Below are 20,488 nucleotides of genomic sequence, written 5' to 3'. Positions count from 1 at the left end.
GGAGTTTCGGTGTACAGCGCTAGCTTAGATCAGGTTGAGGTGGCCGCGGTGATTCCCAGCGCTTTCCTACGCCATATGGATGGGGCTTGCCAGGTGCAAGACGGTTTCCATCAACGAATGGAACGCTGCGAATCCCTATAATCGCGCGCATGGACAAGAATCTCGACAAGCGTTTTGGCTTTCTGGTGGCGGACGTGGGCCGTCTGTCAGGCAAGCGGTTCGACGAACTCTCGCGCGCCACGCTCGATCTGACCCGTGCCCAGTACCGGGTGATCGCCAATCTATCGTTCCACGGCGAGATGAATCAGGCCGCCCTGGCCGACTTGATGGAGGTGGCGCCGATTTCGGCAGGGCGGCTGCTGGATCGTATGGAAGAGGGCGGCTGGATTGCGCGCCGGCCCAATCCGCAGGATCGCCGCGAGCGCATGGTCGATATCACCGAGAAGGCTGGTCAGGCCCTGGACGCGGCGCGCGCGGTGGGAGATCTGGTTACCAGCGAGGCCCTGAGCGGTTTCAGCGCGGAAGAGGCCGAGCGCTTCATCGGCTTTCTGCAGCGGGCGCGCGCCAACCTGCTGAAGCCGCAGCAGAACTAGTTTTCCGGGAACACGATGGCGACGGTCAGGCCGCCGCCGTGCGTCTCGGACAGCGATATGGATGCGCCGTGCAGCCGCACGATTTCGCGCACGATGGAAAGCCCCAATCCATTGCCTTCGCGGCTGGCGCTTGCCTGCCCGCGATAGAACCGCTTGAAGACGTCCTCGCGCTCGCTGGCGGATACACCGGGACCGTTGTCTTCCACGATCAGGCGCCTGCCCTCCACGCGGACGGTCACCACGGCGCCGGGGCCCGCATAGCGGATTGCGTTGTCGATCAGGTTGCCGAGCATCTCCTGGAGCAGATGGGTCTGTCCTTCGATCCGCGTGACGCTGGCCGCTTCGGTGTCGTGGCCTTCGAATCCGATATCGATACCGTCGCGCCGGGCCACCGGCACCCAATCAAGCACCACGTTTCGAGCGAGCGCATCAAGCTGCAGCGGCGTCAGGTCGGGAGCATAACCACTATCGTTTTCAAGGCGGGACAACGAGAGCAACTGCGCCACCTCTCGCGCCGCATGCTGCACCGATCCGTGCAGCCGCGCCACATGAGCGTGAACATTGGCGGGAGCGGATTCGCGCAGGGCCAGTTCCGCTTCGGCCTGGATGATGGCCAGCGGCGTCTTGAGCTGGTGCGCGGCATCGGCAAAGAATCGCTTCCGCCCGGCAATCATCCGGTGCAGCCGGGCCACGTACTGGTTCACGGCGGCCACCAACGGGCGGATATCGTCGGGCAATGCGGTGTCATCGAGCGGCTGCAGATCGTCGGGGCCACGTGCGGCCATGGCGTGCGATAGCCGATGCAAGGGCCGCAATCCGCGCCCCACGGCAAACCAGACAATGACCAGCGCCAGCGTGACGAGCACCAGTTCCTGCAGCAGCGATCCGACGAGGATGTCATGGGCAAGGTGCTGCCGGGCCTCGGTGGATTCACCCACCAGCACCCACACCATGCGCGTGCGTGCCGATCGCACATCGTGCAGCGGAATCGGCGTGGCGGCCATGCGCAGGGGCGTGTTCTGGTAGACCGCGTCGTAGAAGTGGGTGCGATAGAGCGTACGGTTCGGCCGGGGCGGCATCGGCAGGCCGTCGTAGCCGGTGATCGTCGTACCGTCGGCATCGCGGACCTGGTAGTACACCCGTGAACCTTGCTCGGCGTCGAAGACCTCCAGCGCAAGGTAGGGCACCTCCACTTCCACACGCCCATCGCGCAGGGCGATGCCCTCGCGCATGGCTTTGAGCGAAGCGGCGAGCGTGCGGTCGAATGCCTGATCCGCCGCGGCGGATGCGCGCCGATCCGTCAGCCATGCATCGAGCGCCAGCAGCAGCACCAGCGGCAGCAATAGCCAGAGCGTCAGTTGCAGCCGGAGGCTGCCGGTCTTCATCGTGGATGGGGCGCGTCCTGCGCGTCGGTCTGCCGGCATGCGTCCTGTGCCTGCGCTTCGAGCCGATATCCCAGGCCGCGCAGCGTGACGATGCTGACGCCGCTGCCTTCGAGCTTCTTGCGCAGCCGATAGACATAGATCTCGATGGCGTCCGGATTGACCGATTCGTCGATCCCGAAGATCTTTTCCGAAAGCGCTGCCTTGTTGAGCGCGCGGCCGTCGCGCAGCATCAGCACTTCGAGCACGGCCCGCTCGCGGCCCGTCAGCGACAGCAGTGCACCATGCAGCGTGAACGCGCCGCTGACACTGTCGAAGTGCAGCGGCCCGCACGACAGACCCGTGCGGTCGTGACCATGACTGCGCCGGATCAACGCACGCGCACGGGCTTCGAGTTCGGTCAGCGCGAAGGGCTTGGCGAGGTAATCATCCGCGCCCAGGTCCAGGCCCCGCACGCGATCCTCCACGGTGCCGTGGGCTGTCAGGATCAGCACAGGCAGCGGGTTGCGGCGCTGCCGCAGCCGGCGCAGCACTTCCAGACCATCCATGCGCGGCATGCCGATATCGAGAATGGCAAGCGCGTAGTCTTGCGTGGTCAACAGATGATCCGCGCTGGCGCCGTCGTGCATGCAATCGACCGTGAAGCCGCTCTGGCTCAGCGATGCCACCAGTGACTCGGCCAGTTTCAGATTGTCTTCGGCAAGCAGGATACGCATGGGTTAACAGCGGGGCAGGGGATTGGGGCAAACGGTGCGCGTGGATAGATACCTGTTACGCGCGGCCCTCGCCAGTTAGGGAAACTCCCAGTCGTGTTGCCTGGACCACGCGCAAAAATGCCAGCCGCTTTGAAAGCGAAGTGAAAGTGCGCGCCTTCTACCATCCGCTCCCGATCACACAAGAACGACGAGGAGACTGGCATGAAACGGAAGGTGGCGGCGGTGGCCGCAATGGGTTCGCTGGCAGGCGTGGTGGTGTCGGGCAATGCAGCGGCGCAATCGAGTGTGACGCTCTACGGGCTCGTGGATACGGGTATCGAATACTTGAGCAAAGCCGGCCCCAACGGCAACTCGACCGTCAAGATGACGTCGGGCGGCAAGAACACGTCGCGCTGGGGCCTGCGCGGCAGCGAGGACCTGGGTGGCGGGATGAAGGCGATCTTCGCGCTGGAATCGGGCATCGCCGTGGATACCGGCAAGCTCGATACCGACAACACGCTGTTCGATCGCCGGGCATGGGTGGGCATCGAGGACAAGACGCTGGGCAGCATCCGTATGGGCCGCGACTTCACGACGACCTACGATTTCATGCTGCCGTTCGACCCGATGGGCTACGCACCGAGCTATTCGTGGGCCACGTCGTCGACGGCCACGGGTGGCCGCAAGGACGGCATGTTCTCGCGCTCCGCCAACATCGTGCGCTACGACGGCAAGTTCGGTCCCGTCAAGGTGGGGGGCACGATGTCGTTCGGCGAAGTGCCGGGCAGCTTCAAGTCTTCCTCGAAATACGACCTCGGCCTGGGCTACAACGCGGGCAAGTTCGCGGCGGCGCTGACGTGGGATCGCCAGATCGGCGCGGGCACGAGCACTACGCCGCCTGACAATGTGGATTACGTGCAGGGCATCCACGCCGGTGCGAGCTACGACTTTGGCGCCTTGTCGGTCTACGCGGGATATCGCAACTATCGCAAGACGTTCACGACGTCGGCGTCCAAGCAACTCAGCGATCTGTACTGGGTGGGTGCCGCGTATGACTTCACGCCGGCCTTCACGCTAATCGGCGCGGTCTACAAGCAGAACATCAAGGGCGATACGGATGGCGATCCGATCCTGTTCTCGGTGCGCGCCCAGTACAACTTTTCGAAGCGCACGGCGGCCTATCTGTCGGGCGGCTATGCACGCGCACGCAATGGGCAGAACGTCAGCGTGTCTCGTGACTTTGTGGGCTACGGCAGCAATCAGGTCGGTGTGATCGCGGGTCTGCAACACCGCTTCTGAGTCGATTCCAACCGCTTCGGAAACTCGACACTTTCGAGGCTTTGGGCTGCCGTGGTGGGTGGTCCCCCGGCGATGCCAGTGCTGGCATCGCCGGTTTTTCTATGCGCTTTCGCAGATTCACTGCGCGCCCGTGACGCGCCAGATGATATTGCCGACATCATCGGCCACCAGCAGGCCACCGCGCGTATCCACGGCCACACCAACGGGGCGCCCTTGCGCGTCGCCGTCATCGGTGAGAAAGCCGGTCAGTACATCGAATGGCGCGCCCGTGGGGCGGCCCTGATCGAACGGCACGAAGATCACCTTGTAACCCGCGCGCGGCTTGCGATTCCACGAGCCGTGCTGGCTGACAAACATCCCATCGTGGAATCTCGCGGGCAGGCTGTTGCCCGAGGCACCGGTCATGCCGATCGATGCCGTGTGCGAACCTACGGCGTAATCCGGCACGATGGCCTTTGCCACCATATCCGGAGCAGGCGGTTTCACGCGTTCGTCCACATGCTGGCCGTAGTAGCTGAACGGCCATCCATAGAAGCCGCCATCGCGTACCGAGGTGATGTAGTCCGGCACGAGGTCGCTGCCGATCTCGTCGCGTTCATTGACCGAAGTCCACAGCATCTTCGTGGCCGGCTCCCATGCCATGCCGTTTGGATTGCGCAGGCCGCTCGCGTAGATGCGATGCTGTCCGGTTTGTCGGTCCACTTCCCAGATCGCCGCGCGACCCGCTTCCTTGTCGAGTCCGTTCTCGCCAACGTTGCTGTTGGAACCCACCGTCACATAGAGTTTGCTGCCGTCCGCGCTGGCGATGACGTTCTTGGTCCAGTGGTGATTCAGCGGACCACCGGGCAGATCCACGAACTTCGTGCCCGCATCCGTGATGCTGGTCTGTCCCGGTGAGTACGGGAATCGCACCACTGCATCGGTATTGGCCACGTAGAAATCGTTGCCGACGAGCACCATGCCGAACGGCGAATTCAGATCCTTGAGGAAGACGCTGCGCTGATCCGCCACGCCGTCGCCATCGGTATCGCGCAGCAGCGTGATGCGGTTGGCGCTCGGCGTTACGGCACCGGCACGCTTCATCACCTGCTTCATGACCCAGCCGCGAATGCCCTTGCTGTCATCGGGCTTGGGCGGCGCGTTGGTCTCGGCCACGAGCACGTCGCCGTTGGGCAGCACGTAGACCCAGCGGGGATGGTCGAGCTTGTCTGCGAAGGCGGCCACGCGCATGCCATCGGCGGCTACGGGCATCTTGCCGTTTTCCCACCCCTTGGCGGGGGCAACGTGGACGGTGGGGATGGTGGTCTGGTTCGGTGCAGGCAGCTTGGGCGCGGGACCAAAGCCGGCCGCTTCGGGCAGCTTGGCCGATTCGCCGCAGCCGCTCAGCAATACGAGCGTGGCCACGACGGCGAACATCGTGGCCATGGGATAGATCATGAAGGGGCGAACCATTGAGGGCTCCAGGAGGCGGTGTCGTGCAGAACTCCCTGAAGCATAGGAATGTGCGCTCGGCTTGTATGTCAGCGGCGCTGCAAGCCGATGTCCGCTGCCGTCTGACTACCCCAGCATCCCGTGGCGCTGATGCCATTCGCGCAGCGATTCCTTGGGAAACTTTCTGAAATGGCGGTGACTTTTGCCGCGCGGCACATCGACCCACTCTGGTGCGTCATCCAGCATGATCTCGACGGTTTCCGGTGGTTTCGGCAGCGGCGTATCGATGGCGCTGGCATAGGGATGGACGAGTTCGGGCCAGCGCGGGTCCCACAGCCACAGCGGCGTGCCGCATTGCTTGCAGAAGTAGCGATACGCCTTCGAGTGATGGGGCGATTTACCCGGCTCGCGCATCACCGCATGAAAGTGGGCAACGTGCTTTTGCCCGCTAACGCGTAGCGTTTCGGCATCGCCGCCGATATTGATGCCGTAGCCCGCGCTGCCGCCAGTCTTGCGACAGATCGAACAGTGGCAATGCATGAATGGCGACGGTGAATCCGACTCAAGCGAGAACTGCACGACGCCGCATTGGCACGAACCTTCGAGATGCATGATGACTCCGATATCGAGGTGGCAATGCATCACAGTGTGGGTGACCGGACCCCTCGTTTCAAGCACTTGACGCAAGGATTGGCCACGGTAACCCGGCAAAAACTGTGGCGTTGTCAGGCGTTGTCTGTCAGTGCGCGCGAGTTTTTGTAAGGGATTGTTTGAATGCGGCACGCGACACACCAGATGGCTTCTAAACTTGGGCAAACGGTGCGGCAACGCTCCGTTTTCGTTTCAGGTTCCAGGTTCTTTCGATAACAACATTGAGAGGTCTCTTATGTCCAAGACTCGAATCATTCGCAACACCTCGCTCGTCGGCGCCCTGGTTGCAGGCTTGATGTCGGCGACCGCATTCGCGCAGACCACGACCGCTCCCGCCAACACCACGAGCGCAGTGCCGCCGGGCACGGTGCAGATCCAGCCGCCGAAGGACCCGCTGGTGGAGCGCCGCGAAGCGCGCAAGGCCGCCAATGACCAGTACAAGGCGGAGAAGGCAGCAGCCAAGAGCACGTACAAGCAGGACGTGAGCGCCGCCAAGGGCGAACAGAAGGACGCCAAGAAGGCTGCGAACGAGGCCGCGAAGGCGGAGTTGCAGCAGGGGACGAAGCAGTAACGCCTCGCATGCTTGCGGCATCCTCCCCTCTCCCGCGTTGCGGGAGAGGGGTCGGGGGAGAGAGGGCATGGAGCTTCAAATAGCGACTTGTCTGTCGTTGAAGCCGCTGGCCCTCTCCCCCAGCCCCTCTCCCGCGCGCGGGAGAGGGGAGCAAAACCGTCGATGCGTTATATGAGCCGCGCCCCCGGCCAGGCCCCCGACATCACCGTCTTCCTCACAGACTGCCGCACCGTCTGCATCACATCCCACAAGTCAGCCACCGCCGGACGATTGCGTGCCGTTGCCACGGCCACCTGGCGCGTGACCACCGGATCGACCAGTCGTGCCGAATGCAGCCGACCCTGCGCCACGCGATCCGCTACAGCTGCGAAAGGCAGCAGCGTCGCGCCGCAGCCGTCTTCCACAAGCCGCATCGACACCGCGTTCGACGCATCGCATTCCATCGCAACGTTCAATGTCGTCCCGGCGCGCGTAGCCAATGCTTCAGCCAGCATGCGAAGGCCACTGGTCGTGCTCGGCAGGATCAGCGGTACCTCGCCCAGGCGTCGGGCTTGGAACGTGGGGCCCACGTGGCTCCATGACGCCGGCGTGACCAGCGTCAGGTCTTCTTCCAGCAGCACATCCACTTTGAGTGCGCCCTGTTGCTCGGGCAGGTAGAGCAGGGCAACGTCGATTTCACCGGCTGCGAGCCAGGACAGGATCGGCGATGCCAGTCCTTCGACAAAACGCAGTTTCGTTGCCGGATAGCGCTCCTTGAGTGCGGTGCCGATGGACGCAAACGCGGTGTTGGCGATGGTCGGCTGCGCGGCGATGACCAGTTGCGTGGGCCCTTGCGCGGAAGATGCCCGCACCGCGGAGCGAGCTTCGGACAGCGTGGTGGCCACCTGCCGCGCGTAGCCCAGCAGCGTGGCGCCAGCCTCGGTCAGTACCACGCCGCGCCCGCTGCGGTGAAACAGCCGCGTGTCGAGCGCAGCTTCGAGCCGCGTGATCTGACGGCTCACGGTGGACTGGTCGGCGCCCAGTTCCAGCGCAGCGCGCGAGATGCTCTGCGTGTTGGCCACGCAGACGAAGCACGCCAGGTCGTCGGAATTGAGCGCAGACATCAGGCCGTAGTTGTCGAAACAGGCGGCTTGTCGCCGATAGCAAACGCCGACAGGTGCTCGATGGCCTTGACCAGCCCCGAGTGATCCCACGCCGCACCGCCCTGGGCTACGCACACGTTGAACAGTTGCTGCGTCGATGCCGTGTTCGGCATGCCCAGACCCAGCGCCTTGGCCGTGGACAGCGCCAGGTTCAGGTCCTTCTGGTGCAGCTCGATGCGGAAGCCCGGATTGAACGTGCGCTTGATCATCCGCTCGCCGTGAACTTCGAGGATCTTCGAGCTGGCAAAGCCGCCCATCAGCGCCTCGCGCACGCGCGCCGGATCGGCGCCGGCCTTGGCGGCCAGCACCAACGCCTCACTCACGGCCTCGATGGTCAGCGCGACGATCACCTGGTTGGCAACCTTCGCCACCTGTCCGTCGCCAACATTGCCCACCAGCGTGATGTTCTTGCCCATCAGTTGCAGCAGCGGCAGGACCTTGTCGAACACGGCCTGTTTGCCGCCGGCCATGATCGACAGCGTGGCGGCCTTCGCGCCCACTTCACCACCCGAGACCGGCGCGTCTACGTAGTCGCAGCCCAAGGCTTCGATCTTCTTTGCGAACTCGCGCGTCTCGATGGGCGAGATCGAGCTCATATCGACCACGATCTTGCCCTTGGCGAGACCCGCTGCCACGCTGTTGTCTTCAAACAGCACGCGCGCCACGTCCGGTGTATCGGGCAGCATCAGGAAGGTGACTTCCGCTTGCTTTGCCACGTCGGTAGCGCTCGCGCACGACTGCATGCCTGCGTCAAGCAGTTCCTGCGGCACGCCGCTGCGCGTGTGCGCGTAAACAGTGTGGCCGCCGGCCTGAAGGTGTTGCGCCATGGGCTTGCCCATCACGCCCAGTCCGATGAATCCGATCTTGCTCATGATTGATGTCCGGTTGCTACAAGTTCTGTCAGGAAGGAAAGCGCTCGCGCAGCGCGCGGGCCGCATCACGCAGCAGCACGTGGTCGATACCCACGGCCACGAAGTGCGCGCCCATGTCGAGGTAGCGTTTGGCGTCGGCCTCCACCGGCGTCAGCGTGCCGATGGCCTTGCCCGCGCGATTCGCTGCATCGTAAATCTGTTTTACGGCGGCCTGCACATCGGGATGGTTCGGATTGCCGAGATGACCGTATGCCGCGGCCAGGTCGTTCGGACCGATGAAGATGCCGTCCACGCCGGGCTCGGCGCAGATTGCTTCCACGGCTTCCACGCCCTTGCGGCTTTCGATCTGTACGAGCACGCAGATGTTGTCGTTGATCGTCTTGAAGAAGTCGGGCAACGTGCCGTAGCGGTTCTGCCGCTGCGCACCGGAGACACCGCGAATGCCATCGGGGGGATAACGCGTGGCTTGCACCGCGCGGCGCGCTTCCTCGGCGGATTCCACGAACGGAATCAGGAAGTTGTAGAAGCCGATGTCGAGCAGCCGCTTGATCGCTACCGGATCATTCCACGGCGGGCGCACCACCGGCGCGCTGGTGCTGTCCTTGAGCGCCATCAGTTGCGGCGCGAAGGTCAGCACATCATTGGGCGAGTGCTCGCCATCGAGCAGAATCCAGTCGAAGCCGGCCAGACCGACAATCTCGCTGGTGGTGGCTTGCCCGAGCGAACTCCATAGTCCGATCAGCCGCTTGCGCGCGAGCATGTCGGCGCGGAAGCGGTTGGGCAGCGGATGAAGCTGGGGCAGGTGAGGGGTGGCAGTCATGTTGGAAAACTCCTGATCAGTCTGCGGCCAGCGCCGACAGCGGGCCCGGGGATTTGCCGCGCGATTGCAGCACGCGTGCCGCGGCATCGTCGAGTTGCGCGAGCGTGCCGCTATCCACGGGGATGAACTCGGCGCGGGCACGACGCCATGCGCGCTCGGGATCGCCGGGCAGTTTGATGTCGTCATTGCCGGGTTGCAGGCGCGACGCTTTCATCCATTCCACGAACGATTCCACTTCGTGGCCGAACGAGGTGCTGCTACCCATCCGCGCGGGATCGAACACGATGGCCAGCATGTTGTTCCACACCGCGTGTTCGTGCGTGAGCGTTTCCGGGCGGATCGTGTGGCCGCCCGTCACGGCGGCGCCGAGCAGTTCGCACATCACCGCAAGGACATGACCCTTGTGCTCGCCAAACGTACGCAGCGCGCCCTGCGGCGTACCGGGCTGCGGGAACATCACGGCGGGGTTGTCGGTGGGGTGCCCGTGCGGATCCATGAGGCTGCCCGGCGGCACCGGCACCCCCTTGTTGTTGGCCACGCGTACCTTGCCGAGTGCGATGGCGCTCGTCGCGAAGTCGAGCACCAGCGGCGGCTGGCCCGCCACGGGCACGCCAATCGTGAACGGATTGGTGCCGAAGCGCGCATCGTAGCCGCCATGCGGAGCGACGATCGGCTTGGACAGCACGTTGACGAAGTGGATCGAGATCATGCCGGCTGCCGTGGCCTGCTCGGCCCAATGGCCCACACGTCCCAGATGGTGCGAGCGGCGCAGGCCCAGCACGCAGACGCCGTGCTCCTTGGCGCGCTCGATCCCCATGCGCATGGCCTCTTCGGTCACCGCCTGGCCCATGCCGCGATTGCCGTCGAGGCTCAGGATGCCACCGGACTCATGCACCACGCTGACCTGCTGGTTCAACTGGAGTTGGTCCGCCTGCCATGACATCACGTACTTGGGGATCATTCCCACGCCGTGCGAATCGTGGCCGGAGAGGTTGGCGCCGACGAGGTGATCGGCGGTCAGCGCCGCCTCGCGCGCGTCGGAACCCGCCGCCAGCCAGAGATCGACCACCCACTGATGCAGGCCAGCAGTCGGGATTCGATGTTCACTCATGCATTACTCCAGGTGGATATTGGCGACCTTGATCAGGTTGGCCCACTTGGCCACCTCGGCTTTCTGGAAGGCGGACAATTCTGCGGGGCCGGCGCCCGAAGGCTCCACGCCCATCGAGGCCAGCTTGGCACGCACGTCCGGCTGGCGGATGATCTTGCCGATTTCGGCGGAGAGCTTGTTGACCACCGGCGCGGGCGTACCGGCCGGTGCGAAGATCGCCTGCCACGACACGATCTCGTAGCCGTTCAGGCCCGATTCGGCCATTGTCGGCACATCGGGCAACTCGGCAGCGCGCTTGCCGCCAGTGGTGGCCAATGCCCGGAACTTGCCAGACTGGATCATCGGAATCGCGGCGAGGCTGTTTTCGAAGACGAGATCCACCTGGCTGCCGAGTAGCGCCTGCACGGCCTGGCTGCTGCCCTTGTACGGCACGTGCGTCATGCGCAGGCCGGCCATGTTGGCGAACAGTTCGGCGGCCAGATGCTGCGAGGTGCCGTTGCCCGACGAGCCAAAGTTGATCGAGCCGGGCTTGGCCTTGGCGGCGGCAATCACGTCCTGCACGCTCTTCCATGGGCTGCTGCTGTTGACCACCAGCACGTTTGGCAGCGTGCCGATCAGCGTGATGGGCTGGAAATTCTTGACCGGGTCATACGGCATCTTCGGATACAGGCTCGTATTGATGGCATGCGAGCTGATGGTGCCACCCAGGATCGTGTAGCCGTCGGCAGGCGCCTTGGCGACATAGTCCGAGCCGATGTTGCCACCCGCGCCTGCGCGATTCTCCACCACCACGGACTGGCCCAGTGTCTGCGAGAGCTTCTGGCCGATCAGGCGACCCAGCAGGTCGGTGGTGCCGCCGGCTGCGAAGGGCACGACATAGGTGATGGGCTTGGACGGATAGTGGTCGGCCGCATGCGTGCCGGTCTGGGCGCCGGCATGGCCGGCCACGGCCATGCATCCGGTACAAAGCACGGCCAGCACGGGCCGCATGGCGCGTTGGGTCAAAAGCATAGGTTGTCTCCTGTTCACGGAACGTTTCGGGGTCTTCATCCCGGTTCGGCGTTTCCCTTTATGTCGTTCTGCCTGCCGGTTTCCGGGACGGAGCAGCGGCGCAGAACCGGGCGCCTTGTACGGCGCCTCGCCTGTCAATCTACACGGACACCCGCCGTGCGGCCTTGCAAAAAACGCATAACAGAAATGCACGATAGACCGCGCGGCCAGACACGTCAAACGGAACAATTGCAGACATTCACGAAGCCTCCCATCTGGATTTCGCCATGACAACTGCACCCCCCTCGGCCCGCTCCGGCGGCCACGTACTGGTCGACCAACTGCGTATTCACGGCACCGAGCGCATCTTTTGCGTGCCCGGCGAGAGCTTTCTCGACGTGCTGGACGCGCTCCATGACGAGTCGGCCATCGACCTGGTGGTTTGCAAGCACGAGGGCGCGGCGGCGAACATGGCCGAGGCGGACGGCAAGCTGACCGGCCGCCCAGGCATCTGCTTTGCCACGCGCGGGCCGGGTGCCACGCACGCTAGCATCGGCGTGCATATCGCCGCGCAGGACTCCACGCCGATGATCCTGTTCGTCGGCCAGATCGCGCGCCAGTACAAGGGCCGGGAAGCCTTCCAGGAGGTGGACTATGCCGCCGTGTTCGGCTCGATGGCCAAGTGGGCCGCCGAGATCGACGACCCCGCGCGCATTCCGGAAATGGTGGCACGCGCCTTCCAGGTCGCCACATCGGGCCGGCCCGGCCCCGTGGTGCTGGCGCTGCCGGAAGACGTGCTCGACGGCATGGTGGAATGCGCCGATGCCGCGCCGTATCGTGCGGTTGCTGCTTCCCCGGCTGCAGCCGATGCCAAGGCGCTGACCGCCGCATTGGCCGAAGCAAAACGTCCGCTGGTGATCGCGGGCGGAGCGAACTGGACGGACGCCGCCGTGCGCGACTTCGCCGCGTTCGTGAACGCGTGGGATCTGCCAGTGGCCTGTGCCTTCCGCCGTCAGGACGTGATCGACAATCGCGACCCGCACTACGTGGGCCACCTGAGCCTCGGTGTCAGCCCCAAGCTGGCGGAGCGCGTGAAGACCGCCGATCTGATCGTGGCTTTCGGTACGCGGCTGGGCGATATCGCGACCGATAGCTACACGCTTCTGGATGCGCCGCGGCCGAAGCAGAAGCTGGTTCACATCCATGCCGATAGCTTCGAACTCGGCCGCGTCTATCAGGCCGCGCTGCCCATCCATGCCGGCGTGGAAGCGGGTGCCGCGATGCTGGCGGCACTGCAGGCCCCGGCTGCCAAGCCGTGGAAGGACTGGACCACGGGTGCGCGGGCCGAGCACGAGGCATTTGTCACACCACCCAAACCGCACGCCGAACTGACGGGCGTGGATCTGGGGGCCGCGATGGCGCATCTGAACCAGGTGTTGCCGGAAGACGCGATGCTATCGAATGGCGCCGGTAACTACACGGTCTGGCTGCATCGCTTCTACGCGTACAAGCGGCCCCGTACCGAGCTTGCCTCGACTTGTGGTGCGATGGGGTATGGCTTGCCGGCTGGTATCGCCGCCAAGTTGCGCCATCCGGAAAAGACCGTGGTCTGCTTCGCGGGCGACGGCTGCTTCCTGATGTATCCGCAGGAAATCGCCACCGCCGCCGCGCATGGCGCCAACCTGATCACGATCGTGGTGAACAACCGCATGTACGGCACGATCCGCATGCATCAGGAAAAGCGCTACCCGGGCCGGCAGAGCGGCACGGCTATCGTCAATCCGGATTTTGTGGAGATGGCGCGCAGTTGCGGCGCATGGGCCGAGCGCGTGGAGCGGACCGAAGATTTCGCCGCGGCATTCGAACGGGCCATGAAGGCGGGCAAGCCGGCCGTGCTGGAGCTGGTGACAGACCCGCTGCAGATCACGCCGGCCATGCGGGTAACGGAGTTGCCGCTGCGCTGACCCCAGGCGCGTTTAGTTTGAATTATGGGAATCCAATAATTATGGGATTCCCATGGTTTCGGCTAAAGCGGGATCCTTCTCAAAAAAGAGATGTCTGCGCGGGTTCGGGTGTACCCAGGATCTGGCGAATCTGGGCCAGATACCGATCCCCGACGGCCCGATGGGTCTTCCGGGCTTCCTCCAGAAAGACACGCCGTGCAGGTGGCCGGATGTTCAGCATCCGGCAGATCGTGGAAAGATAGGGCTTCCTGCCATCTCCGGCAGCGCGACGGGCCGCAGAGGCGAGGGCGGCATCGCCGATGCGCCCGCGCAGCCAGACCAGGATCTGGCGGTCATATTCGTTCTGCACACGGATCAGATGTTCCATCTGTAGACTCCGAAATCTCCGATTACTGTTCATCCATACAGTACCTGTAAATATATACAGTGATTCGGAATTTTCAAGGGCTCGATAAGACAGCGGTGGGACGCCGGTGCCACAATGGCAGCCTTTGCGGCATCCCACTGTGGGTTGCCGCACGCCCCAACCTTGTTCCATGCGTCTTCCCAGTCTGATTGCACTCCAGATGCTCGAGTGCGCCGCCCGGCTCGGCAGCTTCACGCGTGCGGCGGCCGAACTGAACGTGACCGAGAGCGCGATTTCCCGGCAGATCCAGGCGCTGGAAGCCCGGCTTGGTGTGCGTTTTTTCGAGCGCGTGCGCCAGCGAGTGGTGCTGACAGCCGATGGCGACCGCTACGTCCGGGAGATCCGCGAGGAACTCAAGGCGATCGAGCGCGCCACCAAGGATCTGGCTTCAAGGGCTGGGGGCATGGACGTGATCGAGCTGGCGGTGGTGCCCACCTTCGCCACGCAATGGCTGATTCCCCGGCTGGCCAGCTTCCGTGCCGAGCATCCGCGCATCGTCGTCAATATCCACGCCCGGCCCGAACCATTCCATTTCGCCGAATCGCTGTTCGATGCCGCGATCTACTTTGGCGACCGGCCCTGGGAGGGGCATCCCCACGCGCGGCTGCTGGACGAGGGGCCCTCGATCCCGGTCTGCAGTCCTTTGTTGCTCGAACAGGCAAGGCTGCGCGAGCGGGACGATCTGCTCCGCCTGCCGCTGTTGCATCTGGCCAGCCGTCCCGATGCCTGGCCCGACTGGTTCAGCGCAGATGACGAGGACGTGCGCCGCAAAGCCCGGCTTGGCGCCCGCTATGACCTGTTCACGATGGTGACCGGCGCGGCGATCTGCGGGCTAGGCGTGGCAGTGCTGCCCGCGATGATGGTTCATTCCGAAATGGAAAGTGGGCAGTTGGTGGCGCTGCCATTTCAGGCTGCACGCAAGGCGGAAGACGGCGGGGCGTACTTTGTGTCCTATCGGGAAGGAAAGCCCGGCGATGACAAGGCCCAGTCATTTGCCGACTGGCTATTGCGCCAATGTGGTGCAAACCAGCGTTAATGCGTAAAAGGCATCAAGTAGCGTAGAAATGTTGCTTGCGAGGAAGGGCCGGCTGTCTGACACTTGGCGGCGCAATTTCCCCTCAAGATCATGACAGCCACTTTCTCGTCCCCCAGCCAGATCCGCGCGCAGTTCTCGCGTGCCATGTCCGATATGTATCGCGCCGAGGTGCCGCAGTACGGCACGCTGATGGCGCTCGTTGCCGACACCAACGCCGACGTGCTGGCCAGCATCGGCGCCGCTGCAGCCGGCGCGGCCGGCCAGGAATCGCGTATCGAGGTGGAGCGCCACGGCGCAATCCGCGTGGGCACGCCCGAAGAACTCGCCACCATCCGTCGCCTGTTCGGGGTGATGGGCATGTTCCCGGTGGGTTACTACGATCTTTCCGTAGCCGGCGTGCCGGTACATTCCACGGCGTTCCGTCCGCTCGATACGGCGGGTCTGGCCGAGAACCCGTTTCGGGTCTTCACGTCGCTGCTGCGACTGGATCTGATCGAGGATGCCGAGTTGCGCGATGCCGCTGCTGCGGTGCTGGCCACGCGCTCGATCTTCACGCGGGGATGCCTGGCGATGATCGAGCGTGCCGAAGCACAGGGCGGTTTGAGCGAGGACGATGCCGCGCGCTTCGTGACCGAGGCACTGGAAACGTTCCGCTGGCACGGTAAGTCCACCGTGACGTCCGAGCTTTACTGGAAGCTGCGCAAGACGCATCCGCTGATCGCGGATATCGTCTGCTTTCCCGGCCCGCACATCAATCACCTGACGCCCCGCACGCTCGACATCGACATGGTGCAGGCGCAGATGCCTTCGCGTGGCATCCAGCCCAAGGCTGTGGTCGAAGGTCCGCCTACCCGCCGCTGCCCGATCTTGCTGCGCCAGACGAGTTTTCTTGCGCTGAGCGAACCGGTGACCTTTACCGACGGCGGAGAAGCCGGCACGCACACGGCCCGCTTCGGTGAGATCGAACAACGCGGCGTGGCGCTCACGCCGAAGGGTCGCCAACTGTACGACCAACTGCTGGCCGAAGTCCGCAAGACGATCTCGCCGGCTGGCGACGGTTCGAATGCGGACGCGTACCGCAAGACGCTGTCGCAAGTATTCGAAGCATTCCCCGATACGCACGAAGGGCTGCGCCAGCAAGGGTTGGCCTACTACCGCTACGCCGTGGGCAATGTGGCGGCGGACGGCAGCGATGTGGAAGCGCTGATCGCCTCCGGCGCACTCGTGGCCGAGCCGATCACGTACGAAGATTTCCTGCCCGTCAGCGCAGCCGGCATCTTCCAGTCGAACCTCGGCGACGAGCGTCGCGACGATCTGCAGGCATCGCCCAACCGCGCAGCATTCGAGCAGGCGCTGGGAGCGAGCGTCAGTGACGAGCTGGCGTTGTATGCGGCAGAGCAGGAAGCGTCGTTGAGGGTGGCGTTGAAGGTGTTGGGCGTGGCCTGAATCTTTCGCACTTGGTTTTTCCCCTCTCCCTCCGGGAGAGGGGCGGGGGAGAGGGCCGGCGCTTCAAGTTCTAACAGCGGCTATCGCAGACGAAATGCTTGCCCTCTCCCCCAACCCCTCTCCCGCGTCGCGGGAGAGGGGAGAACACCACCAGCAAGAAAAAAACAAAAGAAAAAGACCCGCCAGGTCTTCACCCGGACGGGTCCATGAAAAGACGAAGGGAAAGTCTTCGTCGTGGAGCTTGTTCTTGCTGGGCGATCAGAACCGGTGACGCACGCCGACAATCCCGCCGAACTGGTTCTGGCCCGTACCAACCTGCGCACTGGTCGCAGTCAGCGTGGTAGCACTGCCATTCAGCGACGGGCCAAAGCCCGACAAGCCCATCGACGAGCCATTGCGATTCTGCGCGTACGCCGCAATCGCGTACAGGTCGGTGCGCTTGGACAGTGCGTATGTGCTCGACAGCACGAAGCTGTACGGATCGCCGCTGCTGTTGCGTACATCGGTGTAGTACGCGGCGCCGGTCACGGAGATGGCCGGGGTCACCTGGTACGTGGCGCCTACCCAGTACAGGTTTGTGCGCAGCGAACTGCTGGCGAAGTCGCCGTAGTACCAGCGATAGCCGGCAAACGCGCGACCACGTCCGAAGTTGTAGCTCGCACCCACGCTGGCGCGACGTTCGCGATTGTCATCGGTGGCCATGGTGCTGCCGCGCACTTCGTCATACACCACGCGGGCGGACACCGGACCCGAATCGTAGCCACCTGCCACCGACCAGTTGCGGCCAGCCTTGTAGTCGCCCGGCACTTCGCCGCCAGCGCTGCTGTCGTAGCCCGTGCTGTAGAGCAGGCCGTAGTAGAACGCACCCGTCTGGCCCGTGAATTTCAGCGAGTTGTCGGCGCGGCCGGACATCCACTTGTCGTGCATCAGCACCGAGTACCGCGTGGCGATGGCCATCGGGTCATAGGCCAGCGAGAAGTCATACAGCACGGTCTGATGGCGACCCAGCGACACGGTGCCGTACTGGTTCTGCAGGCCGACGAATGCCTGGCGCCCGAACAGGCGGCCACCCTGGTTCAGGCTGCCAGTATCGAGATCGAAACCGCTTTCCAGCGTGAAGACCGCCTTCAGGCCACGGCCAAGATCTTCAGAGCCGCGCAGGCCCCAGCGCGAGGTCGACATATTGCCGGCCGACATCCGGACCAGGTTGTTGCTGCCACCCGTGGCGCTGTTCGGAGCGTGAGTCAGGAACTCCACGCCGGCATCTACCACGCCGTAGAGCGTGATGTTCGATTGCGCCTGCGCCACGGCAGGCAGGGCAGGCAATACGGCCAGGGCGGCCAGGCAGGCAATACGGGTCTTCATGCTTCGTTATCCTTTTCTAGAGACACGCGCACGCGCGTCCCCATTCGGCTCAGGCGCGGTGCGGCGACTGAAATGTAACGATTGGTGTCGAAGCAAAGAAGAGCGGATCGTCTGACAGATTGTTTTGGGGTGTGGACAATAAAAAGCTCCGGCCAACTGCACGTTGACCGGAGCCTCGTTTTATCCGGCGATTCAGTCGCCGGCGGTCGGCACGACTGCTACTTCTTCAACAGCGGACACTGCGACTTCGCCACCGGCATGAACGCCTGGTCCCCGGACACTGTGGCCAGCAACTTGTAGTAATCCCACGGATACTTCGATTCCTCGGGCTTCTTGACCTCGAAGAGGTACATGTCGTGGATCATGCGGCCGTCCTCGCGGATGCGGCCGTTCTTTGCGAAGAAGTCGTTGATCGGCAGCGACTTCATCTGCTTCATGACAGACGCGGTTTCGTCGCCACCCGCCGCTTGCACGGACTTCAGGTAGTGCGTGACTGACGAATAGACGCCGGCCTGACTCATGTTCGGCATCTTCTTGACGCGGTCGAAGTACTTGCGCGACCACGTGCGCGTGGCGTCGTTCATGTCCCAGTAGAACGCTTCGGTCAGTACCAGCCCCTGGGCGGTCTTGAGGCCGATGGCGTGGATGTCGTTGATATAGAGCAGCAGTCCGGCCATTTTCTGCGTGCCGCTGCGGGTCAATCCGAATTCGGATGCGGCCTTGATGGCGTTGACGGTGTCGCCACCGGCGTTGGCCAGCCCCACGACCTGCGCCTTGCTGGCTTGTGCCTGGAGCAGATACGACGCGAAGTCGCTGGTGTTCAGCGGATGACGCGCGGCGCCGAGCACCTGCCCGCCGGATTCATTGACGACGCTCGTCGCCGATGCCTGCAGCGTATGGCCGAACGCGTAGTCGGCAGTCAGGAAGAACCAGGTCTTGCCGCCGCGCTGAACCATGGCGCGTGCGGTGGTGTTGGCCAGTGCGTAGGTGTCGTAGGCGTAGTGGACGGAGACCGGCGTGCAGAGGTCGTTGGTGATGCGCTCGGTGCCGGGGCCGGAGAACACCACGATCTTGTTCTTCTGCTTGGCTACGTCGAGCACGGCAAGCGCCGGGGCCGAGGCGGCGACGTCGAGAATCGCGTCGACCTTGTCGGTGTCGAACCATTCGCGTGCCTTGTTGGCGGCGATGTCGGCCTTGTTCTGATGGTCGACGACCACCAGCTCCACCTTCTTGCCCAGCACCTTGCCCCCGAAGTCGTCGATTGCCATCTGCGCCGCGGTGGCGCTGCCGCGTCCGGTGACATCGGCATAGAGGCCGCTCATGTCGAGCAGCAGGCCGATCTTGACGACGTCATCGGAGACGGCGGCATGAGAGGCGAGCGATGTCGCGGCGAGTGCGGCGGCAATGATGGTCTTGATGGGTTGCATGGGTCTCCTCCTGGAATGTTTTTTGGTTTTCTCCCCTCTCCCGCGAGCGGGAGAGGGGCGGGGGAGAGGGCAAGCCTTTCCTCTCCGAGATGCGGATTAGAACTTGAAGCACTGGCCCTCTCCCCCAACCCCTCTCCCATGTTGTGGGAGAGGGGAGCAAAGCAACGACGGGCAGCAAAATCAAACCGTCGCCACCGGCGTAACCGGCGACCCCACAGCCCCGGGCAGCCGGAGCGGCGGCGCAGTCAGCATGAAACGTGTGCGATGGTTCGCGCGCAGCCAGTCGGCCAGTTCGCGGAGGTGCCAGAGTTCGCCCAGTGGTAGTCCGAGCTTGAACAGGCAGTGATGATGCAAGGGCAGCAGCGGATGCGCCCTTGCATCGTCGGGCGGCGGCAGCGCAGGATAGCGCTCCACGGCGTAGTTATCGGCGATCAGTGCAGCGATGCCGGAATCGGTGATCCACTTCAGCAGCCGTTCGTCGCGGCCATTCAGCGCGCAGCAACTGTGGTGAAGCACTTCCTCGTCGGGATTGCGCTGCATCGACAGCACCACCTCGGCAAAGCCGGTGCGCAGCAGAAGCATGTCCCCGCGCTCCACTTCCACGCGATGGGTTTCCATGGCGCGCATGAGGTCGTCGTAGCCGACGTTGCGGAATTCGGTGCCGAAGACATCGGCCAGGTCTACCAGCACGCCCCGGCCCTGCATACCCTTGACGGCGAAGTTCTCGATGCCGAGCGCGTCGGCGTGACTGGCGTGGCCGTGGCCGCAGTCGTGCGCTTCGAAGTGGTCGTCCTCGGCATAGTCCACTGGCCCCACGATGTCGTCGTTGGCGCGGAAACCGTTGTAGTAGACCCGCTCGGGCCGGCCATCGCCATCGGCATCGAACAGGGCGCCCACGTGCGCGAGCGAATCCCACTGCGTCGAGTACTGCAGGCAGAGCAGCACCTGGTCATCGCTGATGACGTCGGTGGCGGCCGGATTGACCTTGGCCAGCGGGAAATTCAGGTAGGGGATATCGTCGCGAAAGGTGGGGCGTAGCTGTGGCGGATGGCGGCGGGGGTTGAGCTTGTTGCCGCCTGGGTAGTCGAGCGGCATCGACAGGCAGAAGCTGATGCCTGCCTGGATCTCGCGCGCACCCTTGACCACCTGTTCGGGGCCGATCAGGTTGACGCGGCCTAGCTGGTCGTCGGGACCAAAATCGCCCCAGTTGGAACCTTCCGGACGTTGCTTCCAGCGCATGCTTCAGGTCTCCTCGGATGTTTTACTTGTTGTGTCGCCAGCGAGTGG

Annotated in this window: 19 protein-coding genes; 6 read left to right on the top strand and 13 right to left on the bottom strand. The window is 64.0% G+C overall.

The window, feature by feature from the left end; translation table 11 throughout:
* Window positions 1–149: 149 nt before the first annotated feature.
* Window positions 150–593, top strand: a complete 444-nt coding sequence (locus tag GA566_RS08145) for a MarR family winged helix-turn-helix transcriptional regulator (protein WP_160472458.1) — start codon at window positions 150–152, stop codon at window positions 591–593.
* On the opposite strand, the gene GA566_RS08140 is transcribed toward GA566_RS08145, so the two are convergent.
* Together GA566_RS08140 and GA566_RS08135 are read right to left on the bottom strand one after the other, a co-directional pair.
* Window positions 590–1,978 carry a sensor histidine kinase gene (locus GA566_RS08140; protein ID WP_160473258.1) on the bottom strand — a complete coding sequence of 463 codons (1,389 nt, stop codon included), beginning with the start codon at window positions 1,976–1,978 and terminating at the stop codon, window positions 590–592. The two genes, GA566_RS08145 and GA566_RS08140, sit on opposite strands and share 4 nt — an antisense overlap.
* The gene (locus GA566_RS08135) at window positions 1,975–2,691 is read right to left on the bottom strand and encodes a response regulator (RefSeq protein WP_160472456.1); all 717 of its coding nucleotides are present in this window, start codon (window positions 2,689–2,691) and stop codon (window positions 1,975–1,977) included. Before GA566_RS08135 ends, GA566_RS08140 begins: the two co-directional genes overlap by 4 nt.
* A 201-nt stretch (window positions 2,692–2,892) precedes the next feature.
* Here GA566_RS08135 and GA566_RS08130 point away from each other — a divergent pair, with 201 nt between their 5' ends.
* Window positions 2,893–3,969 carry a porin gene (locus GA566_RS08130; RefSeq protein WP_160472455.1) on the top strand — a complete coding sequence of 359 codons (1,077 nt, stop codon included), beginning with the start codon at window positions 2,893–2,895 and terminating at the stop codon, window positions 3,967–3,969.
* A gap of 117 nt (window positions 3,970–4,086) precedes the next feature.
* Here the strand turns inward: GA566_RS08130 and GA566_RS08125 are convergent, their stop codons facing one another.
* A complete protein-coding gene (locus GA566_RS08125; protein ID WP_202126761.1) occupies window positions 4,087–5,406 on the bottom strand; it encodes a sorbosone dehydrogenase family protein in 1,320 nt (439 codons plus the stop codon).
* 120 nt (window positions 5,407–5,526) lie between these two features.
* On the bottom strand, window positions 5,527–6,012 hold the full coding sequence (locus tag GA566_RS08120) for a GFA family protein (RefSeq protein ID WP_160473256.1): 486 nt from the start codon (window positions 6,010–6,012) through the stop codon (window positions 5,527–5,529).
* Between the two features lie 274 nt (window positions 6,013–6,286).
* Between GA566_RS08120 and GA566_RS08115 the strand changes: the two genes are divergently transcribed.
* Complete coding sequence (locus GA566_RS08115; protein WP_137927932.1) at window positions 6,287–6,622, top strand: hypothetical protein; 336 nt, start codon at window positions 6,287–6,289, stop codon at window positions 6,620–6,622.
* Window positions 6,623–6,789: 167 nt separating this feature from the next.
* Here the strand turns inward: GA566_RS08115 and GA566_RS08110 are convergent, their stop codons facing one another.
* Genes GA566_RS08110 through GA566_RS08090 form a run of 5 tightly spaced genes read right to left on the bottom strand, consistent with a single transcriptional unit; the run spans window position 6,790 to window position 11,578 of the window.
* Entirely contained in the window at window positions 6,790–7,725 is a 936-nt protein-coding gene (locus GA566_RS08110) for a LysR substrate-binding domain-containing protein (RefSeq protein ID WP_160472453.1), read from the bottom strand.
* The gene (locus GA566_RS08105; RefSeq protein ID WP_160472451.1) at window positions 7,725–8,636 is read right to left on the bottom strand and encodes a 2-hydroxy-3-oxopropionate reductase; all 912 of its coding nucleotides are present in this window, start codon (window positions 8,634–8,636) and stop codon (window positions 7,725–7,727) included. The genes GA566_RS08110 and GA566_RS08105 overlap by 1 nt, the downstream gene beginning before the upstream one ends.
* 28 nt (window positions 8,637–8,664) lie before the next feature.
* On the bottom strand, window positions 8,665–9,456 hold the full coding sequence (gene garL, locus GA566_RS08100) for a 2-dehydro-3-deoxyglucarate aldolase (protein ID WP_137927929.1): 792 nt from the start codon (window positions 9,454–9,456) through the stop codon (window positions 8,665–8,667).
* A 16-nt stretch (window positions 9,457–9,472) separates the two neighbouring features.
* Window positions 9,473–10,567 carry a malate/lactate/ureidoglycolate dehydrogenase gene (locus GA566_RS08095; protein WP_160472449.1) on the bottom strand — a complete coding sequence of 365 codons (1,095 nt, stop codon included), beginning with the start codon at window positions 10,565–10,567 and terminating at the stop codon, window positions 9,473–9,475.
* A 3-nt stretch (window positions 10,568–10,570) separates the two neighbouring features.
* Window positions 10,571–11,578 carry a tripartite tricarboxylate transporter substrate binding protein gene (locus GA566_RS08090; protein WP_160472448.1) on the bottom strand — a complete coding sequence of 336 codons (1,008 nt, stop codon included), beginning with the start codon at window positions 11,576–11,578 and terminating at the stop codon, window positions 10,571–10,573.
* A 266-nt stretch (window positions 11,579–11,844) separates the two neighbouring features.
* Between GA566_RS08090 and GA566_RS08085 the strand changes: the two genes are divergently transcribed.
* Complete coding sequence (locus GA566_RS08085; RefSeq protein WP_160472446.1) at window positions 11,845–13,521, top strand: thiamine pyrophosphate-binding protein; 1,677 nt, start codon at window positions 11,845–11,847, stop codon at window positions 13,519–13,521.
* A 79-nt stretch (window positions 13,522–13,600) separates the two neighbouring features.
* On the opposite strand, the gene GA566_RS08080 is transcribed toward GA566_RS08085, so the two are convergent.
* Window positions 13,601–13,888 carry a hypothetical protein gene (locus GA566_RS08080; protein WP_137927925.1) on the bottom strand — a complete coding sequence of 96 codons (288 nt, stop codon included), beginning with the start codon at window positions 13,886–13,888 and terminating at the stop codon, window positions 13,601–13,603.
* A gap of 169 nt (window positions 13,889–14,057) precedes the next feature.
* Here GA566_RS08080 and GA566_RS08075 point away from each other — a divergent pair, with 169 nt between their 5' ends.
* Together GA566_RS08075 and GA566_RS08070 are read left to right on the top strand one after the other, a co-directional pair.
* A complete protein-coding gene (locus GA566_RS08075; RefSeq protein ID WP_137927924.1) occupies window positions 14,058–14,963 on the top strand; it encodes a LysR substrate-binding domain-containing protein in 906 nt (301 codons plus the stop codon).
* 90 nt (window positions 14,964–15,053) lie between these two features.
* Window positions 15,054–16,409 carry a VOC family protein gene (locus GA566_RS08070; RefSeq protein WP_160472445.1) on the top strand — a complete coding sequence of 452 codons (1,356 nt, stop codon included), beginning with the start codon at window positions 15,054–15,056 and terminating at the stop codon, window positions 16,407–16,409.
* A 258-nt stretch (window positions 16,410–16,667) separates the two neighbouring features.
* Here GA566_RS08070 and GA566_RS08065 read toward each other — a convergent pair whose 3' ends face one another.
* The 3 genes from GA566_RS08065 to GA566_RS08055 form a co-directional block, all read right to left on the bottom strand.
* On the bottom strand, window positions 16,668–17,774 hold the full coding sequence (locus tag GA566_RS08065) for a porin (protein WP_137927922.1): 1,107 nt from the start codon (window positions 17,772–17,774) through the stop codon (window positions 16,668–16,670).
* Window positions 17,775–17,992: 218 nt separating this feature from the next.
* A complete protein-coding gene (locus tag GA566_RS08060) occupies window positions 17,993–19,201 on the bottom strand; it encodes an ABC transporter substrate-binding protein (RefSeq protein ID WP_237380100.1) in 1,209 nt (402 codons plus the stop codon).
* A gap of 180 nt (window positions 19,202–19,381) precedes the next feature.
* Window positions 19,382–20,440 (bottom strand): cyclase family protein, encoded by a 1,059-nt coding sequence (locus tag GA566_RS08055; RefSeq protein WP_160472443.1) that lies wholly within the window; start codon window positions 20,438–20,440, stop codon window positions 19,382–19,384.
* Window positions 20,441–20,488 lie beyond the last annotated feature (48 nt).

Source organism: Cupriavidus sp. SW-Y-13 (assembly GCF_009793345.1).
Lineage (GTDB): Bacteria > Pseudomonadota > Gammaproteobacteria > Burkholderiales > Burkholderiaceae > Cupriavidus.
This window is presented reverse-complemented; position numbering and strand designations above follow the sequence as displayed.